Origin of the sequence: Vibrio sp. 10N.286.46.A8 (genome assembly GCF_041470165.1) — a bacterium.
GTDB lineage: Bacteria > Pseudomonadota > Gammaproteobacteria > Enterobacterales > Vibrionaceae > Vibrio > Vibrio tasmaniensis_A.
The window spans coordinates 1,491-17,433 of sequence record NZ_JBFRLX010000050.1 but is presented as its reverse complement, the minus strand read 5'-3'; the positions used below and the strand labels follow the sequence as shown (position 1 = coordinate 17,433).

Sequence of the window (15,943 nt, the reverse complement as noted above, 5' to 3'; positions counted from 1 at the left end):
AAAGATCAACACGCCCTATTATTCTATCTGTTTCTGAAATAATTTCTAATTCAACAGTAAATTCAATCAATTACTTAAGGGCTCTTACCATCCTAGCAACAGACCGTTGAACTGATGAATTTATTGCACTCAAATGATAGATTTTTTAGGTTTATTGGAGGTTGGTACGAAAAGTAAGCGATGAGTGTCAGTTTTGAAGGAATCATGAGTGTAAAAAAGCAATAAAAAAGGAGCCACTAGGGCTCCTTTAATCAATTATTTGGTTTCTCTGACTGATTAGTTTACCCAGTCACGAATTGTGTACGTTAGCGTGTGTACATCGTTTTTCAATACTAGCGTATCGTTTGTTAGTGTTACGTCGCTCCACTCGCTTAGAGTCGCGGAAACCGATTGTTCGATTTCCATTGCTGAGCCGTGACACATTTTCATGGTCATGCCCATTTGCTTAATGCGGAATTGACCGTCTTTTAGTTCGCCTTGACCGAAGAAGTTGTTACAACCAGCCATGCCGTTTGCCGTCATCTTTTCGCCGATCTCTAGACGAGGTGTCGCTTGGTGTTCGCTTTTCTCAATGTTCTTGCCATCAATTTGCGCAAGTTCCCAATTATGGTGCTGTAGATCGGTTGGTGTTACTTGCATCGCGTTATCACCTGTTGTTGTGCATGCTGCTAGCATCATAGGTAAAGCGGCTACTGCTAGTAATTTTTTTGAACTAAACTTCATATTATAAGGCTCCAAAGGAAAGAACGAAGTTACCGAATAAGTGTAACTTGATGGGTTCAAAGTATAGTTTACAAAACACTATATGTGTCAGTATAAGGTCATAGTTTAGTATGGATTTCATGAGCTAGGCGACAAATTAATCGCTTATTTTTGAGATAGTAAGCGTAATTTTGATTATGTAAGGAGGCGCGGTGGAGCAGTTAGAGTTTTTCCAAGTTCCAAGCCCTTGCGTGGGGGTTTGCTCAAGCGATGACAAAGGCTATTGCAATGGCTGTATGCGTAAAAGGGAGGAGCGCTTTAATTGGATGTCGATGACGCCGTCAGAACAGTTACACGTCATAAAGCTGTGTCGTCAGCGCTATAGAAGAAAAATAATGAAGCAAAAAAACTTGGTTGGTAACTCGGTCGACGAAGAGGGAAGTACAAGTCCCCAAAGAGATCTTTTCGGCTAAAGAGGAAGTATTGAGATTTCATTTAACCTCGAGGTAACTATTACTTTACATAATGGTTGGGGTGTAATATTAAGGTAGGTACCTTTGTACCTGAAGGAGTGGTGTCGGTATGAATAAAAAGAACGGAAAATTCAAAAAAGAGCCAGTTAAAGCACTGGATCGTAAACCGATCGGGGCGAAAGATGACCCTGAAGAGGCTCCGCGTGATTGGCATTCGATGTCAGAAGAAGAACGAATGGAAATCCTTTCTCACCTTTCAGACATGCCTTTTCAATAACATCACTGGTTCTTCAGAGTCTTTCTTAAAGCCCTGTTTTCTTAAATAAACAGCTTTCTGAAATAAACATATTGCTAAACAAACATGTGATTCGCTTTCGTTACACCACGATGGTACGTGCAAAATGTATCATCGGCTTCGGTGGTTTTACTGTGAATTTTAATGTTTGTGATCACTTCTACAGCCCCTGCATCGTAGCAAGCTTGTTCTGCTTTTTTAACGATATCGAGGAGTTGGTTGAGTTCACCTTTCATCGTGGTTTCCATAGCTCCGACTTGGAAAGGCACATCGGCAGCTTTCACAACTTCAATTGCTTTATCAACCACTTCGAAGTTGTTGCCTTCTTTAACGCGAGGGATCACTTGGAAGGCAACCATCACTTCTTTTTCTCTTTTTAACTCAGGCACTTTCTGCTTACTCTTGGATAGGGAATTGTTGCAGATGATAGGTTAATACGGATATTAATTCTACAGCTAACGATGCTGTTCTATCGACTATATCAGTGACTAGAGATATAGGCTTACTTGCTACCCCAATGGTCGCTAACCCAACCACCAATATGCTCATCAAAATGACTGCCACTGAATCTCTGGTTACGTTCCACCGAGGTATCACAGTCATCTTTGTTGTCTATTAGGTTTTGTATGTAGTTTGCCATCGGGTCATTAGAATGCTGACGATCTCGGCGAGTAGCCACTTCCTTAATCAGTTGTAATCGATATGTAGAGCTTGCACGTTTCATTTCAATGACCTCCCGGTTTTTAGACACTAATAGAAAAATCTAGTTGTCAGATATAGGGGCGTCAACGTGATTTTAGAGTATTTTTTTTGAGCAACCAAGAATCAATACCTTGGCATCATAATTCATAAAAGTGTCATTTAGGTTGGCATCTTTATGGAGGTTTGAGGGCGTAAGTTTGTATTTTTGTCCTGTTAGTATGAGATGAACCATAAAAAAGCCCAGTGCAAACTGGGCTATTCGATTTTCTGTGGTTATTTTGAATAACAGGTTATTTCGAAGAACTTGGTTTGCTCTTAAATTGCTTAACACTCTTCTTTTTTGCGGTTCTTCGGTTAGCCATTTTGTCTTTAGGCGGACGTTTGCGAGCTGTCGCTTCAGATGCAGGTTTGTCTGTAACAGGGAAACCTTCCAACGCTTGTAGCATAAGAGGTTTATTGGTCAGAGTACGAATTGCATTCAGGTAGTCAGTTTCGCTGTGGCTAACCAGAGAGATTGCGCGCCCCGTGCTTCCTGCTCTTGCTGTGCGACCAACTCGGTGTACGTAAGTCGCCGAATGCGATGGCAAATCAAAGTTAATTACGACAGGTAGTTGATCAATATGGATGCCTCTAGCCATAACGTCGGTGGCGATAAGCACACGAGTCGTGCCATTTTTGAAACTCTCCAATGCTTGCTCTCGCTCTTCTTGGCTCTTATTTCCGTGTAGCGCATTTACACTGATTTTGGCTTTATTCAATCGCTTGGTTAATGCATCTGCATTGTCTTTTGCGCCAATAAATACCAATACTTGCGACCATGCGTGCTGATTGACTAGGGCGATCAGCGCTTGAGCTTTACTGCCTTTGTTCACTAAGTACAGAGTTTCTTCAATAGCCGCGACCACGCTGTTTTCTTGATGCGTCGTAACCTTTACTGGATTAACAAGAAGCGCCTCAATCTGACTGATCAGCTCTTTTGGCAGCGTAGCCGAAAACAGCAGTGTTTGATGCTTTTTAGGAAGAGCAGAAATAATGGTTTGAACATCTGGCCAAAATCCCATGTCGAGTAAACGGTCTGCCTCATCAAGAACTAAAGACCTGCATTGGGTTAGCTCGAGCTTGTTCTCTTGAATAACGGCATGTAGGCGGCCAGGAGTTGCGATCACGAGTTGTGGCTTTTCTAACAATTGCTGTTGCTGGATCTCGATATCAATTCCACCAGTCAGTGTCACCGTTTTGATATCAAGTGTGGTTGCGATGGGTTCTAGTGCTTTGGCTACTTGAGAGGCAAGTTCACGGGTTGGAACAATGATTATCGCTTGTAGTTCATTTACATCATGCTTGATGCTGTTCAGCAAAGGTAAGCCAAATGCCAACGTTTTTCCGCTACCCGTTTGAGCCAACGCCAGCACGTCTTTCCCCGCAATAATTGTAGGAATTACCGCTTGCTGTATCTCTGTCGGCTTATTGAATTGAGATGGGATCGCGGAGACGGTTTTTGGGTTAAGGGCTAGGCTATCAAATGACATAAATGAACCAAGTATCAAAAGGGAGGTGGAGTCTAACAGGGCTGCAAATGTTAGAAAATCAGTTTTGTAACGTTACACGATAAACGCTCTCATTATATGCGTGAATTATGTATGTTAGCCATACGCGATAATTAAACGTTCATCATATTGTAATGGCATTGAATGGACGTACAATGTCCGCCCTAAAAATGTTCATGAAATGAGTTCGAAATGAGTTGGGACAGTATATCGCTGTTTATTGTTATCGTGTTTTTTATTGCCATTATTCCAGGCCCTAATGCTTTGCTGGTATTAAGCACAGCCTCAACTCAAAGGAAGCTGTTCGCATTTGTGAACGTGTTGGGCGTGTCATGTGGTTTCTTTTTTCACGCCTTTATCTCGGCCAACGGCATAAGTTTGTTATTGTCGAACACCCCAATGGCCTTTGAAGGGCTTAAGTGGGCTGGGGTTTTGGCTTGGGTATAACCATTTTCGCGCGGCCCTGCGTGCTCAAGAGGGTGTACTTTATGCGGTAAGTGCATCGGGAAGTAAGCTATACAATCAATTTTTCAAAGGGCTCCTCACTAATCTACTGAATCCTAAAATCGTCCTGTTTTATCTTTCTATATTCCCTCAATTTGTTTCAAAAGATGCGATTGTGACAGACAGTCTGATGCTTGGTGGGATTCAGGCGTCAGTGGTGTCGATGTGGTTCTTGATTGTGATTTTGATGGCGGATACGTTCAAGCGCTTGCTGGTTCAAAAGCGAACCTCACAAATGATGAACATTGTTTGTGGTGTTCTATTTGTGGGCTTTAGTATTCAACTAGCATTGTTTCAGCTCTGAGGTAGTGTTGCTAAGAATGGGGCATATACCATATTCTATTCAGTTCTCATTTTTTACTGAATCCTCAAGAATTTTAGAGTCTCTTCATAAATGGCTAAAGCATTGCTATGTAAAGTCGATATAATGGACAGTCATCAATTGGATGAATGTGTATGTTTCGAGTTTAGATTTGAAACAGAAAACAACGGATAGTTAGCTTGTTCATTTTTACCAAGAAACAGAAACATGAAACAAAGATAGGAAGTCATCGATGAGTGAAGAGTCATTCACCCAGAAACGTGAGTATTACCGCCTGAAATATCCCAAAAAGGCGCGCCCGGTGATACGAATCAAAGATGAACTTTTTCATGTCAGTGAAGTCTCTGAAAAAGGCGTGCGCTTGATTATGAGTAACATCATCCCGGTCTATCGAGGCTACTCCATGGCAGGCACTTTATGGTTGCATGGTAATAACAGCATTGATATTCGTGGTTCTGTATTGAGGCAAGAAGGCGATGAAGTGATCGTTCTGTTATCACAAGGCCCGAGTTTCAAAGATATGGTGGCCGAACAACGATACATTAGGCAAAGGTACCCGGTTTTCTTCGCGAACCTTAGAGTGGCATAAGCAAAGCTTCTAAACGCCTAAAACCCAAGTAACTCATCGTTATCTGATATAAAAAGCCCAGCACTTTGACAAGTGCTGGGCTTTGTCATCTATATGAACAAACTACTTCTAAAGACAAACTAACGAGTTTGTTTCGTCTTATAGCTCGTCTACTGTTGCCCAAACCGCTGCTAGCATGTCGTGACCAAATGCAACACTGCGCTCTGGAGACCAACCGTACAGTTCGTCAGCGTGGCTGATGTGATCTTTAAATGGCATCTCGACAGTGTATGCCAAACACTTGAACTGTTCGCCGATCCAGTTTGTGCCGACGGTCATATTTGCTTTGCCCGGTTCGTCTTTATCGTAGCCAAATTCATCTTGGAACTCTGGCGTGATAGTCAGAAGAGCTTGCTTGAAGTGATTCTCTAGTTTTGCAATGCGCTCGTTGTATGAAGGTGTGCCTTCGCTACCTGCAACAAAGTTATATGGGATTGCTTCGTCGCCGTGAATGTCTAGACAAAGGTCAACGCCAGTTTCTAGCATGCGCTCGCGAACAAGGAAAACCTCAGGGCTGAGTTCCATAGAAGGTGACTGCCATTCACGGTTTAGGTTAACGCCAATACCGTTAGTGCGTAGGTGACCACGGATGCTGCCGTCTGGGTTCATGTTAGGTACAACGCGGAATACAACGCTGTCTAGAAGTGAACGACCAACTGTGTCTGTTTCATCAAGCAAGCGTTGTAGCAGACCTTCGATCAGCCATTCAGCCATGGTCTCGCCCGGATGTTGGCGACCAATAACCCAGATGTTTTTCTTCTCTGCACTTGGCTCACCGATGGTTAGCAAAGTGATGTCGTTGTTATCTAACGTATGGCCCAGAGTTTCTAGCTTACAAGCAGGGTGCGTTTGAGCACTGTGCAAGAGATCTTGATGACGATCGTATGAATACGGTGCGAAGTACGCGAAGTACATTGAATCGTGTTCAGGAATGATATCAAAGCTTAAAGTGTCGCCATCGAATTGAGATGGAATGCGGAACCACTCTTCACGGTCATACGATGCAACCACATCATAATCTTTCCAGCCTTCAGGGTAGGCAGATGTTGCCAATTGGCCGATTTCAAAGTGGTGAGCTTGTTGAGCTTCACTTTCTAAGCGGAAATGAAACCATTGTGCGATTTCAGTTTGATTATCCGCTGGAATAGTTAGTTGAATGTTTTGTGGTGAATCTGCTGAAACGACGTGAATGTTGCCGCTTTCGAAGTTGCTGAAAATTTTCATTGTAGTTTTTATCTCGTAGTTGAGTTGCCGTAAGATTAGCACACTTTTTTTCGAGCAAACCACTAACTAAATCGTAATGAGATGTTATTTCAGCTATCTGTTTTTTAGCTGCCTACTTTTAAATCGACAGCTATTTAACGGTTAACTTTGAGCTATCGACGTTGGCAAGTCGTGCAACCACGACAGGCAGAACGTGTATAGCGATCGAGTTTACTGCGTTGCACCTTACAGTACGCGTTTTTCAGCGCTCTCCTTCCAGAAAACCAATCAGCGGGTTTTGACAGAATCAGATAACCGTTAAAGCGCTTCACAAGCTCGACTCTATTTTGGTTGATGAACTTGCTATCAAACCCAATTTCAAAGTAATCAAGGGCTTGTTCAATCGAAGTAAAACTCGCTATTTTTTGTTGGAACTCTGTTTGGTTCATGCCTAATTCAATGCCGTAATTTTGCAAATATTATAGGCGGGTTCGTTACTCCTTATCTTGATTTTAGTGCGATTTAAATAGGAAGGCGTGTAGTTATTTTTAGTTGAATTTTATAAATGAGATTGGCTTTATTTGTTTTGTGAATATCAAACCAATTGGTTTGATATTCACGGTTATAAGTGAGTTGTATTGAAGTCTCATTGCTCACTTTCTTTATTGTCAATAAAGACAATTTATGACGTGAATCAATAGTGACTACCCCTAAAGTATTATTCTGATCGCAATTGTTACTAATTGTTGAAGATGATTTCTAAATATGTCTATTAAAAAACGATATATCGCTCTTATTGCCGCTGTTGGTATAGGTATTGGTTGGCTAACGCTGGGCGGTACTGCAGCCGTTATGCACTACACATCGAGTACTGAGTTCTGTACTTCTTGCCACACTATGCAAATTCCGTATGAAGAATATGAAGGTTCAATCCACTTCAGCAATGCAAAAGGCATTCGAGCTGAGTGTTCTGACTGTCATATTCCTTCTGATCCAATTGACTACGTAATCACAAAAATTCGTGCGTCTAAAGATATTTATCATGAGTTTGTAACCGGCAAAATTGATACAGAAGATAAATACGAAGAACATCGTATGGCAATGGCAGAAACAGTGTGGGCACAACTGCGTGAAAGCGATTCAGCCACGTGTCGTTCTTGTCATACTTTCGATGCGATGGACAGCTACGAGCAATCTGAAGATGCAGCAAAAATGCATGAGTACGGACAAGAGAATAATCAGACTTGTATCGACTGCCACAAAGGTGTTGCTCACTTTGCTCCTGAGCCAGAAATGGACAGCGAAGCCTTTGATAATTTGATGGCATTCACCGAAAAAACAGACCCGAATGCGAAAGTCGTTTACTCAGCAGAAACCATCAGTATTGGTGACCTTGGCACTATTAATCCAACGGCACGCCTAGATGTGAAAAGTGTTGAAGGTACTGAGCGCACAATCGAGTTGCATGCTTACCAAATGAAGGGTGCAGAACAGGTGCTTTACTACGGCGAAGGTCAGCGCTCAATCGTTGCGATGCTGACAGACCAAGGGCAACAGAACCTTGACGTTGGTGATTTTAAAACGGATGCGTACGGCAATGAATGGCGAACGGCGGTGTTAACCGCGAACGTTGATGCGCCTGTACTGGATTCACTCGAGCCAATCTGGGAGTACGCTGAAGAACTCGACAACGTTTACTGCTCGACATGCCACGCAAAAATTGGCGCGAACCACTTCACCGTTAATGCTTGGGGCCCTGTTGCAAAAGGCATGGGCGAAAGAACTGACATTTCAGACCAAGATTTAGAACTTCTTACTAAATACTTCCAGAACCACGCAAAAGATGTGGCTGGCCACTAAGAAACAAAAGGGAAATAATTATGACAGATATTACTCGTCGCGGATTCCTCAAAGGATCGGGCATGGCTGCTGGTGCGCTGGCATTTACATCATTGACGCCAATGACAGCATCAGCTGCGAATAAGCGTGGTAAAGGTGTATTAACTGCAGGCCGCATGGGACCGATGTTGTGTGAAGTAAAAGATGGCAAGTTGGTTTCAACGACTAATGCTCTGGCACAAACAGTGCCAAACAGCTTGCAAACGACAGGCCCTGATCAGGTTCATACCAAAGCGCGTATCAAATACCCAATGGTACGTAAAGGTTTCCTAGACAATCCATCGGCGCCAACAGGCTTTCGTGGTGATGACGACTACGTTCGAGTGTCTTGGGATGAAGCTTATAAGCTGATCCACGAACAGCAAACGCGTATTCGTAAAGAGAACGGACCTGAATCTGTATTTGCGGGCTCTTACGGTTGGCGTTCAAGTGGCGTACTGCATAAAGCACAAACGTTGCTGCAACGTTACATGAGCTTGGCTGGTGGTTACTCTGGTCACTTAGGTGATTACTCAACGGGCGCGGCACAAGTGATCATGCCGCACGTAATGGGATCGATCGAAGTTTATGAACAGCAAACCACTCACCCTGTGGTACTAGAGAGCTCAGACGTTGTTGTGTTGTGGGGTATGAACCCAATGAACACGCTTAAGATTGCATGGAGTTCAACCGACTGTTCAGGCCTAGAGTTCTTCCATCAACTTAAGAAGTCCGGCAAGACAATCATCGCGATTGACCCTATGCGTTCCGAAACCGTTGATTTCTTTGGTGACACAGTTCAGTGGATTGCGCCGCGCCCAATGACCGATGTCGCAATGATGATGGGTATCGCGCACTCTTTAGTTAAGAAGGGTAAACATGACGTAGAGTTCCTGAATAAGTACACCAGTGGTTACGATAAGTTTGAAGCGTACCTAATGGGTAAAGAAGACGGTGTTGAAAAGACGCCAGCATGGGCTGAAGAGATCACAGGCGTTCCTGCGAAACAACTTGAGCTTCTAGCAGACATCTTTAGCCAGAACCGCACTATGCTTATGGCGGGTTGGGGCATTCAGCGTCAACAATACGGTGAGCAACGCCACTGGATGATTGCGACGTTAGCTGCAATGCTTGGTCAGATTGGTCTTCCTGGCGGTGGTTTTGGTCTGTCTTACCACTATTCTAATGGTGGTAACCCAACACGCGATGCTGGTGTATTACCTGCGATTTCAGCTTCGATCGGTGGTGGTTCTTCAGCAGGTAACGACTGGGCAGTTTCAGGTGCGGTGAACAGCTTCCCTGTTGCTCGTATTACAGAAGCACTGGAAAACCCAGGCAAATCATATATGCACAATGGTCATGAACTGACGTTCCCTGACCTGAAAATGATTTGGTGGGCGGGCGGTGGTAACTTTACTCATCACCAAGATACCAACCGTTTGATCAAAGCGTGGCAAAAACCTGAACTTGTGGTTATCTCTGAGATCTACTGGACTGCAGCGGCTAAGCATGCGGATATTGTATTGCCAATCACTACGTCATTTGAACGTAATGATATGACGATGACAGGTGACTACAGTAACCAACATTTAGTACCAATGAAGAAGGTAGTTGAACCTCAAGGTGAAGCGCGTAACGACTTTGATGTATTTGCAGATATGTCTGAGATGATCAAAGCCGGTGGTCGCGATGTCTTTACTGAAGGTAAAGACGAAATGGCTTGGTTGAAAGGCTTCTACGATGCAGCGCAAAAAGCGGGTAAATCTGCACGTGTACGTATGCCTAAGTTTGGTAAGTTCTGGGATGATAACCAGCTTATTGAAATGAAATACAACAAGAAAGCTGCACAGTTCGTTCGCCATGCTGATTTCCGTAAAGACCCTGTGATGAATCCGCTAGGTACACCAAGTGGTAAGATCGAGATCTTCTCTAAAACAATCGAAGGCTACAATCTTGCGGATTGTCCAGCGCATCCAACGTGGATTGAGCCTACAGAGTTCTTTGGTAAAGCGAAGAGTGATGAACTTCAGTTGATGACAGCGCATGCGGCCCACCGTTTACACAGTCAATTTAACTATGCAAAATTGCGTGAAGAGTACGCTATTGGTAACCGTGAACCTATCTCCATTAACGTAGAAGACGCGAAAGTACGTGGCATCAAAACCGGAGATTTGGTTCGTGCATATAACGATCGTGGACAAGTACTGGTTGGTGCATTAGTGACTGATGGTATCAAACAGGGTGCTGTATGTATCCATGAAGGCGGTTGGCCAGATTTAGATAAAGAGACAGGTTTATGTAAAAATGGTGGCTGTAACGTGCTCACGTTGGATATTCCAACTTCTCGTTTGGCAAATGGTTGTGCTGCGAATTCTGCGCTTGTGAAAATTGAAAAATACACAGGCCCAGCATTAGAATTGACGGCATTTGATCCACCTAAAAATGGTTAATCTCTAACGAGAAACAATCACCAGAATAGAGCCAGCTTTAATCGCTGGCTTTTTTTATGATCTTTTTTGCGTCATAGAGACTATTACCCAGTGTCGAGTAGACAACTCATATTAATCAACGACATCACAGCGAGAGATAAGATCAATGAATCGAATCAATCCAAAGAAACTACTTCGCAGTAAATGGACGGCCGTTAGCCCAGTAAAGAAAGAAAAGCACTTTATGATCACTGAGGTCGAATTCGAAGAAGGGGAGGTCATTCGTTGCTTAATAGAAGCGGTGATGACGAAACGAGAAGAAGACATTAACTGGCGCGATCTAACCGATAAGGATCATTGGCTTCCTGGTTGGAAATAAGTGTATCAAGTCGAGGCGATCTGCTTGATACACTTGTATTAATTACCCGACGCAGCAAGCCCTTGCCAGTATTTAAGGCCTTCTAACACACCCTCTGCATGTGTTGCTCTGCTGGTGTATACGTTATCTCGATCGGACAGGTGAGCGATCTCAGGGTAATGATTCGCGACCAGTATCGAGTTTACGCCATCTATGGTTAGCATCGAGGTGTCGTTCGCTGAGTCGCCAGCCACGCATACCTCTTCAATGCTTAACTGATGTTGTTTAAGTAGATGATGAATCGCTGTGGCCTTGTTGACACCCTTAGGCGTGATATCTAAGTACCAATCGTGGGAATAAGTAAGGTGTACATCTAAACCGTGTGATTCCAGACGAGATGCGATCAGCTCATGTTGAGGCTCTGAGAGTTTTCCTTCGAAAGTGATCTTGTATTCCCCTTGATGGCTCTCTAAGCGCTCTCCCATGAAATCGAGCGATGCAAGTGCAGACTCAACCTTTGACTTGTTCCAAGACGCTTCTAATTGATTGTGCCAGGTGTGATCCGGCGTTTGGGAGTGCTCGTGATGAATTCTCGTGCCCACGTCGCTGATAATCGCGTGTGGTTTCGGGTAGTTGTCAGAAGCTAAACCCACACGAATTGAGGGCAGTGTTCTACCTGTCGCGATGATAAAGCGGATATCCGGTTGCTTTGTTAAGTAGTTAAACAACTGATCAACCCCATGAGACGAGCCGCCATCAAGCGTTCCATCAAAGTCACACACCAGCATTTTTATCATTCTAATACCTGTCCTTTTATCCGTCCGAAAGAGTGCCCAACCTTTAGATAAAGAATGGAACAGCAATGTGTACTCTACAAGTTGTCTTTCGGCCTGGGTAATCGACTTTTGACAGTTTGCAGCAAGTATCACAGTTGGTGTTATGTCTTCTATATCGGAGATGAAGGTATCAATCCGATCTGTGCCTAATTGGGCGGACTCTATCCAGATTGCCCTTCATATGTGTGTAAAAGTCATTGGGAGTGCGCGCCTCGTAATGGTGTTAATTTACCGGTCTTAGTGGCGTTTAAATCCTCTTAATTGGTTTGTATTCGAATTATTTGTACACGAACTATTTGTGCATATTCTTGGTCTATTTAGCCTATTAATTGTTCTGATGTGAAATAAATATTCAATAATCTATCTGTAAGTAATACATAATGCCGCAGGTGTTGAGTGTGATTTAAATTTCTTTATTATCAATATTTTGCTTTGTGTGGGCTTGATATTTGACCTTTGTTTGGGCTGGGGTTTTAACGGTTTTTCATCAACTTTACAGAACGACGCCCCTTGATTTGCATGGGTTAATTGCTTAGAGTGCTAATCGTTTTTCGGGTTTAAATAACCGTTTTTAAGTTTAAATAATCGGTTTTGAGTTTAAATAACTATTAGTTTAGATAACTAAGAAAGGATTAAATTACATGGATCCCATACTGGAAGTTAAGGGACTGTACAAGGTGTTTGGTGAAGACACCGACCGTGCTTTTACAATGATTAATGAAGGCGCGAACAAAGATAAAGTTTTCGAAGAAACAGGGTTAACGATCGGCGTTAACGATGTTTCTCTTAGCATTCAAGAAGGCGAGATTTTCGTCATAATGGGACTGTCAGGATCTGGCAAATCAACCCTAGTACGCCTTCTTAACCGCTTGATTGAACCTACCAAAGGTAATGTGCTTCTTCGAGGCAAAGACATTGCCCACACCTCAGAAGATGAGCTCCGCGAAGTCCGTCGCAACAACATCTCCATGGTTTTCCAAAACTTCGCATTGATGCCTCACATGACAGTGATTGAAAACGCCGCCTTTGGTCTTGAACTAGCGGGTGTTGAAGTCGATAAGAGAAAACAGTCAGCATTTGAAGCGTTGGAACGAGTCGGTCTCGGGCCGTATTCAGAATCTTACCCTGATGAATTGTCTGGCGGTATGAAGCAGCGTGTTGGTTTGGCTCGTGCTCTAGCATGTGACCCTGATATCTTGTTGATGGATGAAGCATTCTCGGCGCTCGATCCTTTGATTCGTACTGAAATGCAAGATGAGCTTATTCGCCTTCAAAATGACGATAAACGAACCATTGTTTTCATCTCCCATGATTTGGATGAAGCGATGCGAATCGGTGACCGTATTGCCATTATGCAAAACGGTGAGGTGGTTCAAGTGGGTACCCCAGACGAAATTCTTAACAACCCAGCGAACGATTATGTCGAAGCTTTCTTCCGCGGTGTGAATGTAGCAAGTGTTCTTACGGTGAAAGACATTGCACGTAAGAAGCCAGCGGCGGTATTTAAAAAATCAGAACATGACGGCCCAGCGTCCGCTCTACAAATCTTGATGGATAACGACCGTGAATACGGCATTGTTGTTGAGAAAAGCAGTCGTTACTCCGGCATTGTCTCTGTTGATTCCCTTCGTAAAGCACACAAAGAGAACAAATCACTCGTCAGTGCGCAGCTCGATGATGGCCTAACGCTGAACCCTGATTTACCAATCAACGATGTGCTTGGCCTTGTTGGCGGTGTGCCTTACTCCGTTCCTGTTGTGGATGAGCAAGGTAATTACTTTGGCGTGGTAACTAAGTCACGACTGTTACAAACATTGGATAAGGGGTAGATCATGTCGTCTGAACAAACAAATAATGACCCATGGTCTCAATCAGCTCCAGCAGCTCAGCCATCAAGTGATCCTTGGGGTCAAGCAGCTGATACCTCACCATCAGCAGATTGGTTAAGCAGCGAAACAGTCGAAACGACACCTTTTGATCCACTTAACCCTTTTGCAGAAGCAGTTTTGCCCGTCGACACTTGGGTAGAGTCTGGACTGAATTGGTTAGTTGAGCACGGACGTCCATTGTTTCAAGCAATCCGTGTGCCTATCGATTTCATTCTAAGTTCATTTGAAACGGCGTTGGTGTCGACACCTGCACCATTCATGTTGATCATTTTGTTTTTAGTTGCATGGCAGTTTTCGAACCTGAAGCTTGGTTTGGCTACAGCCGTTTCTTTGACTTTTATTGGTTTGATTGGCGCTTGGTCTGAAGCGATGACCACGCTTTCACTGGTCATGACATCGGTATTCTTCTGTCTGCTGATCGGTTTACCCATGGGGATATGGCTCGCCCGCAGCAATACCGCGGCTAAATTCGTACGCCCAATTCTCGACGCCATGCAAACGACGCCAGCCTTCGTTTATCTTGTACCCATCGTAATGTTGTTTGGTATCGGTAACGTTCCGGGTGTGGTGGTGACCATCATATTCGCACTTCCTCCTGTTGTACGTTTGACTATCTTGGGTATTCAGCAAGTACCGGAAGATCTGATCGAAGCGGGTCACTCATTCGGCGCCAGCAAAAAGCAGATGCTTTACCGAATTCAACTACCACTTGCACTGCCAACCATCATGGCGGGCGTGAACCAAACACTGATGCTGTCGCTATCGATGGTGGTTATCGCATCAATGATCGCGGTAGGTGGATTAGGTCAAATGGTACTGAGAGGTATTGGCCGACTGGATATGGGATTGGCCGCTGTTGGTGGCCTAGGCATTGTTATTCTTGCAATCCTACTTGACCGCATTACCCAAGTTCTTGGGGTAAATGCAGGTAATACAAAATTACGCTGGTATCACATGGGGCCTGTTTCCCTTGTGCTAAAAGCTTTAAATCGCGGTAAACAATCAGAACTACAACTAAGGAAAAACACCAATGAATAATTCATGGAAGAGTAAGCTAGCCGTTAGCATCGTTTCGACACTGGCTGTATCAACGAACGTGTGGGCTGCAAGCTTACCGGGTGAAGGTGTATCAGTTCAGCCCGTTCAATCTTCAGTTGCTGAAGAAACGTTCCAAACACTGATTGTTAACCGTGCTTTAGAAGAGCTTGGTTACGATGTGAAATCAACGCAAGAAGTGGACTACAACGTAGCTTACACTTCTATCGCAAAAGGTGACGCAACGTTCCTAACAGTAGGTTGGTTCCCACTACACGCTGACAAATACAAAATGGCGGGTGGCGATGACAAATTCTACCGTGAAGGCCAATATGTAAGTGGTGCCGCTCAAGGTTACCTTATTGATAAGAAAACCGCTGAAAAGTACAACATCACTAACATTGGTCAATTGACTGATCCAAAAATCGCTAAGCTGTTTGATGCTGATGGTGATGGCAAAGCAGACCTGACGGGCTGTAACCCTGGTTGGGGTTGTGAGATGGTCATCGAACACCAAATCTCTGCATTCAAATTGGACGATACCGTTACTCACAACCAAGGTAACTATGCAGCGATCATCGCAGATACGATTTCACGTTACCAAAAGGGCGAGTCAGTTCTTTACTACACGTGGACACCTTATTGGGTGAGTGGTGTATTGGTTCCTAACGAAGACGTAGTTTGGTTAGAAGTTCCATTCTCTTCACTTCCGGGTGATCGTGCGAATGTTGATACTACTTTGTCTAACGGTAAGAACTACGGCTTCGAAATGAACTCGATGCGTATTATTGCGAACAAAGAGTTTGCTAAGAACAACCCATCTGCGGCGAAGCTTTTTGAAATCATCAAACTTAACATCAATGATGTAAGTGCTCAGAACATGATGATGAGTAAAGGTAAGAACAGCTCGGCTGATATCGAAGCGCACGTAAACGGTTGGATCAAAGCGAACCGAAATACGTTTGATGCTTGGATTACAGAAGCGAAGAAAGCGGCACTATAACGGTTGTTTTTCGTAAGCAGTCGATGACAGGCTGGAATAAAAAGAGAAGGCCGGTAGTCTGATTCAGACTACCGGCCTTTGTTTTTCTAGCGACATAACTATTTTTTAGCGACATAACTATTTTCTAGCGACATAACTA

At 43.8% G+C, this 15,943-nt stretch carries 16 protein-coding genes and 1 pseudogene; 10 read left to right on the top strand and 7 right to left on the bottom strand.

All coding sequences use genetic code 11. The annotated features are described in order from the left end of the window. Window positions 1-276: 276 nt before the first annotated feature. Window positions 277-723, bottom strand: coding sequence for an META domain-containing protein (locus AB4232_RS06390; RefSeq protein ID WP_009846444.1), 447 nt, complete (start codon window positions 721-723; stop codon window positions 277-279). A 191-nt stretch (window positions 724-914) separates the two neighbouring features. On the opposite strand from AB4232_RS06390, the gene AB4232_RS06385 reads away from it, so the two are divergent. Continuing rightward, window positions 915-1,175: a DUF1289 domain-containing protein gene (locus tag AB4232_RS06385; RefSeq protein ID WP_009846445.1), complete on the top strand. Its 261-nt coding sequence runs from the start codon at window positions 915-917 to the stop codon at window positions 1,173-1,175. A gap of 109 nt (window positions 1,176-1,284) precedes the next feature. After that, entirely contained in the window at window positions 1,285-1,452 is a 168-nt protein-coding gene (locus AB4232_RS06380) for a hypothetical protein (RefSeq protein ID WP_017099427.1), read from the top strand. Between the two features lie 74 nt (window positions 1,453-1,526). Here the strand turns inward: AB4232_RS06380 and AB4232_RS06375 are convergent, their stop codons facing one another. From AB4232_RS06375 to AB4232_RS06365, 3 genes are all read right to left on the bottom strand, one after another. After that, window positions 1,527-1,829: a thiamine-binding protein gene (locus AB4232_RS06375; protein ID WP_017065764.1), complete on the bottom strand. Its 303-nt coding sequence runs from the start codon at window positions 1,827-1,829 to the stop codon at window positions 1,527-1,529. A 143-nt stretch (window positions 1,830-1,972) separates the two neighbouring features. Then, a complete protein-coding gene (locus AB4232_RS06370) occupies window positions 1,973-2,194 on the bottom strand; it encodes a hypothetical protein (protein WP_372086641.1) in 222 nt (73 codons plus the stop codon). Window positions 2,195-2,462: 268 nt separating this feature from the next. Next, entirely contained in the window at window positions 2,463-3,701 is a 1,239-nt protein-coding gene (locus AB4232_RS06365) for a DEAD/DEAH box helicase (protein WP_372086639.1), read from the bottom strand. Between the two features lie 210 nt (window positions 3,702-3,911). Here AB4232_RS06365 and AB4232_RS06360 point away from each other — a divergent pair. Both AB4232_RS06360 and AB4232_RS06355 read left to right on the top strand, forming a co-directional pair. Beyond that, a pseudogene (locus AB4232_RS06360) lies at window positions 3,912-4,527 on the top strand (LysE family translocator). A 250-nt stretch (window positions 4,528-4,777) separates the two neighbouring features. Next, complete coding sequence (locus tag AB4232_RS06355; protein WP_372086637.1) at window positions 4,778-5,134, top strand: PilZ domain-containing protein; 357 nt, start codon at window positions 4,778-4,780, stop codon at window positions 5,132-5,134. Window positions 5,135-5,272: 138 nt separating this feature from the next. On the opposite strand, the gene AB4232_RS06350 is transcribed toward AB4232_RS06355, so the two are convergent. Beyond that, window positions 5,273-6,397, bottom strand: coding sequence for a M14-type cytosolic carboxypeptidase (locus AB4232_RS06350; protein WP_372086635.1), 1,125 nt, complete (start codon window positions 6,395-6,397; stop codon window positions 5,273-5,275). A 152-nt stretch (window positions 6,398-6,549) separates the two neighbouring features. After that, window positions 6,550-6,825, bottom strand: coding sequence for a nitrogenase-stabilizing/protective protein NifW (locus AB4232_RS06345; protein ID WP_372086633.1), 276 nt, complete (start codon window positions 6,823-6,825; stop codon window positions 6,550-6,552). 316 nt (window positions 6,826-7,141) lie between these two features. On the opposite strand from AB4232_RS06345, the gene AB4232_RS06340 reads away from it, so the two are divergent. From AB4232_RS06340 to AB4232_RS06330, 3 genes are all read left to right on the top strand, one after another. Further along, window positions 7,142-8,236, top strand: coding sequence for a NapC/NirT family cytochrome c (locus AB4232_RS06340; RefSeq protein WP_102250602.1), 1,095 nt, complete (start codon window positions 7,142-7,144; stop codon window positions 8,234-8,236). Between the two features lie 20 nt (window positions 8,237-8,256). Continuing rightward, window positions 8,257-10,704, top strand: a complete 2,448-nt coding sequence (locus tag AB4232_RS06335; RefSeq protein WP_372086631.1) for a molybdopterin guanine dinucleotide-containing S/N-oxide reductase — start codon at window positions 8,257-8,259, stop codon at window positions 10,702-10,704. A 145-nt stretch (window positions 10,705-10,849) separates the two neighbouring features. Next, complete coding sequence (locus AB4232_RS06330) at window positions 10,850-11,062, top strand: TIGR02450 family Trp-rich protein (RefSeq protein WP_009846453.1); 213 nt, start codon at window positions 10,850-10,852, stop codon at window positions 11,060-11,062. Between the two features lie 38 nt (window positions 11,063-11,100). Here AB4232_RS06330 and AB4232_RS06325 read toward each other — a convergent pair whose 3' ends face one another. Continuing rightward, on the bottom strand, window positions 11,101-11,838 hold the full coding sequence (locus AB4232_RS06325; RefSeq protein ID WP_372086629.1) for an HAD-IIB family hydrolase: 738 nt from the start codon (window positions 11,836-11,838) through the stop codon (window positions 11,101-11,103). 680 nt (window positions 11,839-12,518) lie between these two features. On the opposite strand from AB4232_RS06325, the gene proV reads away from it, so the two are divergent. Genes proV through proX form a run of 3 tightly spaced genes read left to right on the top strand, consistent with a single transcriptional unit; the run spans window position 12,519 to window position 15,804 of the window. Continuing rightward, entirely contained in the window at window positions 12,519-13,706 is a 1,188-nt protein-coding gene (gene proV, locus AB4232_RS06320; protein ID WP_009846455.1) for a glycine betaine/L-proline ABC transporter ATP-binding protein ProV, read from the top strand. Between the two features lie 3 nt (window positions 13,707-13,709). Beyond that, the gene (gene proW / locus AB4232_RS06315; RefSeq protein ID WP_017104248.1) at window positions 13,710-14,804 is read left to right on the top strand and encodes a glycine betaine/L-proline ABC transporter permease ProW; all 1,095 of its coding nucleotides are present in this window, start codon (window positions 13,710-13,712) and stop codon (window positions 14,802-14,804) included. Beyond that, on the top strand, window positions 14,797-15,804 hold the full coding sequence (proX, locus tag AB4232_RS06310) for a glycine betaine/L-proline ABC transporter substrate-binding protein ProX (protein WP_009846457.1): 1,008 nt from the start codon (window positions 14,797-14,799) through the stop codon (window positions 15,802-15,804). Before proW ends, proX begins: the two co-directional genes overlap by 8 nt. Window positions 15,805-15,943: the final 139 nt, after the last annotated feature.